Raw genomic sequence first — 3,951 nt, 5'->3', positions numbered from 1 at the left:
GCGCCCGCCATATTGGCCAGTGCATCAATCGGGCCGTGCGGGAGCTGTCCCTGGAGCACCGACACTCACCGGTCGGTGACTGCGTCACCGTCAGTATTGGCGGGGCGACCTGTCACCACTCGATGGGGCATACGCTGGAGGAGGTCATCAAGTGCGCCGATCGCGCCCTTTACCGGGTCAAGCACAAGGGACGCGACTCGGCACTGATCGAAGAAGTCGCCACCCACAAAACCGTGCTGATCGTGGCTCGGGGGACCGACCGGACCCGCGAGATCAGTGAACCGCTACAGCAACACTGCAACATCCTGACCACCGATACCGCCGAAGAGTGCCTGGAAATCGCCAGCGATGTGCTGCCCGACGTCATCATCAGCGACGGAGAGAGCGCCTTTGCCGAAGACCACAGCCTGTTTCGGCTTCTGGCCCGGAGCACCAAGTCAGCATCCACCCCGATACTGGTGGTGTCCGATGACCCCGAGCGGCCCGACCTTCTGTCAGACCTTGAGGGGCTGGGCCCGGTGGGCTGGCTGAAATGTCCGTTCAGCGCCGCCGAGCTGCGCACCAAAGTGCAAATGCTGCTGGACTGACGCCCTCCGATCAAGGCCGGCGCAGGGAGTTGAACCAGTTGACTTCCCGAGCGTGCTGATCCACCTGATCAACCACATCCAGGACCAGAGCAAACAGGGCCATACGCACTACCACTCCGTTGTCCGCTTGGCGGAAGATCGCCAGATTGGGGTTCTGATTCAGGTCGTTATCCAGCTCGTTGGCCTCCTGCCGGGAGTCTCGCGGCAGGGGGTGCATGATGACGGTATTTGGCTCGCAATACTGCGTATAAATGGCCTGATTCAACCGGAAGCGTCCCCGGTAGAGGTCGGCTTCTTCCTTTGTGTCAAACCGCTCTTCCTGAATCCGGGTGGAGTAGGCGATATCGACACTGGCAATGCTGCTGGGCAGATCTTCCGTGACCGTGACCGAGTGCCCCGACTCGCGCAGCTGCTCGACAATTGCTTCGGGCATCGCCAGCTCACGCGGGGACACCAGAGTCACGTGGACGCCCTGGTACAGGCACAGCAATTTGCACAGCGAGTGCACCGTCCGACCGTATTTGAGGTCGCCGATCATCGCGATTCGCAGTCCGTCCACGCCCCGCCCGCGAGACTCCATTTCCTTGCGGATTGTGTATAAATCGAGCAGCGCCTGACTCGGGTGCTCGTTGGCGCCGTCCCCACCGTTGAGTACTGGCACCCGACTGGCTTCGGCAAACTCCGCCACCGATCCCGATTGTGGGTGGCGCATGCAGATGACGTCACTGAAGCCGGAAAGCACGCGCGCCGTGTCGTACAGCGATTCGCCCTTGGCAAGCGCCGAGGTTTCGATGCCAGTGGTTTCGCGCACCTCGCCACCGAGCAGATTGAACGCGCTGCCGAAGCTTATCCGGGTACGGGTACTGGGTTCAAAGAACATATTGCCCAGAATGGCGCCTTCCAGAACGCGGGTAACCCGGCGTCGCAAGGCGTAGGGGGCCATCGCATCGGCCACGGTGAAGATTCGCTCAATATCGGAACGGTCGAACTGCTGAATGGAGAGAATATGCGAACCGGTAAAATTCACGGGAGGATCCTTTAAGCGGTAGATTGAAGCTGCCGCTCAGTATAGCGCCTCCTGAGCCATTCAAAAATGGGGGAATTGGCCGATAACCTGATCAGACGGCGGGATTTTGGTTATACTCCGCCTGCACACCATGACTTCGAGAACAAAGGAACCTCTGTGGCCGAATACCCTGACACATTGGCGAAATTCTGCTCCGCTCAAACCGCCGAGCAGATTCTCAGCTCCCAGCGCCTTCGGTGGAGCGCGCCTCACCTATTGGCAGACCCGTTCGAGCTGACACACCAGACGCCGCTGTCATTCGATCCGCTGACGCTTCTCGATGGGGTGATTCGCAGTGCCACGAGCATGATTTTTTCCCGTGAGACGCCTAAGAGCAGCTCACCGCTGGCCACCGTGATTCGACGCTGGCGGGACGAGGAGCGTTTCGCCTCCCCGGAGGAAGCCGAAGACGTTCTCAAAGAGCTAATGTCCCGGATGGTGGACCAACGCCAGATCGCCATTGAAGAACTCATGGCCGACTGGCGCAAGTTTACCCGCGAGCTGCGTATTTGCTGCTTCAGCGCCAAGGTCGAGAACCTTCCTTCTTGGCAGCACTTTGCGGATCATCACCGAGGGGTCGCGCTGCGTTTCCGCTGCGGAGAGTACACTACGCTGGTCGACCCCAAGCCGGTGGAATACAGCCTCAACCGCCCGGAAATCACCACGTTCAAGGAGCAGATCAACGCGATTCTGCACCAGGAAAAGGTCAACGCCCAATCCCGCTTTGCCGACAAGTTCCTGGTCAAGCCCGCCATGTCGGAAGCCGAGCAGGAGTGGCGGATCTTTTATCACGCGACGGATCAGGCCAGCAGCCGTGAGGCCGATGACAGCCTGTGGTACGACGACCGGCCGTTTGAAAAAAACGATCTGTCAGCGGCTTATTTTGGCGCCTTTATGCCCCGCGAATCCCGTCAGCGTTTACTGGGTATTCTGCGCGAGCGGTACCCCGAGGCCAAGCTGTTCCAGGCCGCGCCCATTCCGGGTAAATACGAAATCGAGTTTACTCGAATCAAGCGGGATTAAGCGGCAGTTCACGCGTGCTTGCCACCGCACGGCGGCGCGGCAGGCTCGGGGCCAACCGCTCGATCACCTGCTCAGCCGTTGCGCGGTACGTGGTCAGCTTGCCCCCCATCACTGACAGCAACCGAGGCTGCTCCTCATTGTCAGCGTGAAAAAGCACCTCACGGGAACGACCAAACGCACTACCGTCCGCTCTGGGCAGCACTCGCAAGCCGGCAAAGGACTCTACATCCGACGTCGACACATCCAGTGACGGGAAGTAGTACTGAAGTGTCCGCAGCAAATAGTCCTGCTCTTCGCGCGTACAGGCTGCTTTCGCAGGATCGCCTTTGTGCAGTGTTTCGGTTGTACCGATCAATAGCCGGTTGTTCCAGGGCAAGGCAAACACCGCGCGCCGATCATCGGGGGCTTCCAGGTAGAAATGATGTTTCAGGTCCGGGGGCAACAGCAGGTGCGCCCCCTGAACCAGATCCACCTCAGGCCCGGTCAGGGCCGGCGTCACCCGGCCGATCACCTCTGTTCCCCAGGGCCCAGCGCAATTGACCAGCACCCCCGCTTCAACGGAAAGCTCCTTTTCTCCCTGTCGATAAACAACCTCACAACCGGCGGGGTGGCACTCGACAGACATCAGCTCGGCCGGCATCGCCAACTCCGCCCCCAGAGATTCAGCCGAGGCCCAGACCGCCCGGCTCAAAGCGGCGTCATCGGTTTGCGCCTCCCGGTATCGGAACACAGCCATCAGGTCATCCGTCCGCAAACCATCCAGCGCCGACCACTGACTCCGATGCACGCGAGAAAACTCCGAATCATCATCGAAGCCGGACAGCATCCGATAGAGCCACAAGCCAATGGAAATCTTTCCGGACGAGCGGGACGAGGAGCGATAGACCGGGATATGCATATCGACACGCTTGACCAGCTCCGGCGCCAGCTCCAGAAGCAGCGCGCGCTCCTTGAGGCTCTCACGAACCAAGCCAAACTGGGCCGATTCCAGGTAGCGAAGCCCGCCGTGGATCAACTTCGAAGAGGCACTGGAAGTGGCGGCCGCCAAGGCGGTCTTCTCCAGCAGTAAAACCGAGTACCCGGCAGCGGCAGCCGCCTGCGCAACACCTACCCCCTGAATACCCCCGCCGACCACCACAACGTCGTATTGCATAAAGACTCCAGCCTTGAAAGACGTTTTATCAGTTTAGAGGTCAGTATAGCGGAATGTGGGGAGGTGTTTGTCGGTTGGGGGAGGTGGGGGATGGTTTGTCGGTTTACGGCCGCTGGCCTAAA

Annotated in this window: 4 protein-coding genes; 2 read left to right on the top strand and 2 right to left on the bottom strand. The window is 60.0% G+C overall.

Going from position 1 to position 3,951, the window contains the following annotated elements:
- Nucleotides 1–587, top strand: a 587-nt coding sequence (locus N645_RS0100020; RefSeq protein ID WP_024459459.1) for a diguanylate cyclase domain-containing protein, incomplete at its 5' end; no start/stop codon positions are given.
- 10 nt (nt 588–597) lie between these two features.
- Here N645_RS0100020 and N645_RS0100015 read toward each other — a convergent pair.
- Nucleotides 598–1,614: an aspartate carbamoyltransferase gene (locus tag N645_RS0100015; protein ID WP_024459458.1), complete on the bottom strand. Its 1,017-nt coding sequence runs from the start codon at nt 1,612–1,614 to the stop codon at nt 598–600.
- Nucleotides 1,615–1,770: 156 nt separating this feature from the next.
- Between N645_RS0100015 and N645_RS0100010 the strand changes: the two genes are divergently transcribed.
- A complete protein-coding gene (locus N645_RS0100010; RefSeq protein WP_036159628.1) occupies nt 1,771–2,676 on the top strand; it encodes a DUF2971 domain-containing protein in 906 nt (301 codons plus the stop codon).
- Here N645_RS0100010 and N645_RS0100005 read toward each other — a convergent pair.
- The gene (locus N645_RS0100005; protein WP_024459456.1) at nt 2,663–3,829 is read right to left on the bottom strand and encodes an FAD-dependent oxidoreductase; all 1,167 of its coding nucleotides are present in this window, start codon (nt 3,827–3,829) and stop codon (nt 2,663–2,665) included. The genes N645_RS0100010 and N645_RS0100005 overlap by 14 nt on opposite strands.
- Nucleotides 3,830–3,951 lie beyond the last annotated feature (122 nt).

The organism is Marinimicrobium sp. LS-A18 (assembly GCF_000463525.1).
Lineage (GTDB): Bacteria > Pseudomonadota > Gammaproteobacteria > Pseudomonadales > Cellvibrionaceae > Marinimicrobium > Marinimicrobium koreense.
This window is presented reverse-complemented; position numbering and strand designations above follow the sequence as displayed.

Excerpts from the sequence above, each read along its gene's own strand:
- N645_RS0100005 (WP_024459456.1), bottom strand. The coding sequence starts at position 3,829 with ATGCAATACGACGTTGTGGTGGTCGGCGGGGGTATTCAGGGGGTAGGT.